We start from the raw sequence: 653 nt of genomic DNA on the forward strand, positions 1-653 counted from the left end.
CTTTGTTATCCAAACACCTCTCATGTGGCTAGACAAGGCTGAAACTTGGGAGTTAGCCGACCAACTTGGTGCCTTTGACTACGTTCGTGAGAAGACCTTAACCTGCTACAATGGGATTATCGGTAGTGGCTGCGGTGATTGTCCAGCCTGCCACCTACGCCAGCATGGCCTTGATGTTTATCTCTCACAGAAAGGAGAGAGCTAATGTTTTTTGCTCCCAAAGAAATCAAACAGGAAACTGGGGAATCTCTTATCTACAATCCTCACAGAACCTTGGTATCAAAAGAGTTCACCTTCGATGCTGCCCACCACCTCTTTCACTATGAGGGAAAATGCAAGTCCCTGCACGGCCACACTTATCATCTGCAAATTGCTGTCAGTGGATTTTTAGATGAACGGGGTATGACCTACGACTTTGGAGATATCAAAGCGATCTACAAGAACTACATAGAACCCCACTTGGATCATCGCTATCTCAATGAAACCCTGCCTTATATGAACACGACTGCTGAAAATATGGTTTACTGGATTTTTCAAACCATGAGCCAAGAGTTGCCAGACGAGCGCAATCTCCGTTTGGAATATGTTCGTCTCTATGAGACTCCGACTGCCTTTGCGGAGTTTAGACGGGAGTGGTTAGATGACTAGGGAAC

At 45.9% G+C, this 653-nt stretch carries 2 protein-coding genes; both read left to right on the top strand.

What is annotated here, in order from left to right:
* Positions 1–205: 7-cyano-7-deazaguanine synthase (locus GMD6S_RS11605; protein WP_000419376.1), on the top strand; the 205-nt coding region annotated here is incomplete at its 5' end.
* The gene (gene queD, locus GMD6S_RS11610) at positions 205–648 is read left to right on the top strand and encodes a 6-carboxytetrahydropterin synthase QueD (protein WP_000464563.1); all 444 of its coding nucleotides are present in this window, start codon (positions 205–207) and stop codon (positions 646–648) included. The genes GMD6S_RS11605 and queD, both read left to right, overlap by 1 nt.
* Positions 649–653 lie beyond the last annotated feature (5 nt).

This window comes from Streptococcus sp. GMD6S (assembly GCF_000297015.1).

Bases quoted from the DNA above. Each gene is read 5' to 3' on its own strand.
- queD (WP_000464563.1), top strand. From the start codon at position 205: ATGTTTTTTGCTCCCAAAGAAATCAAACAGGAAACTGGGGAATCTCTT.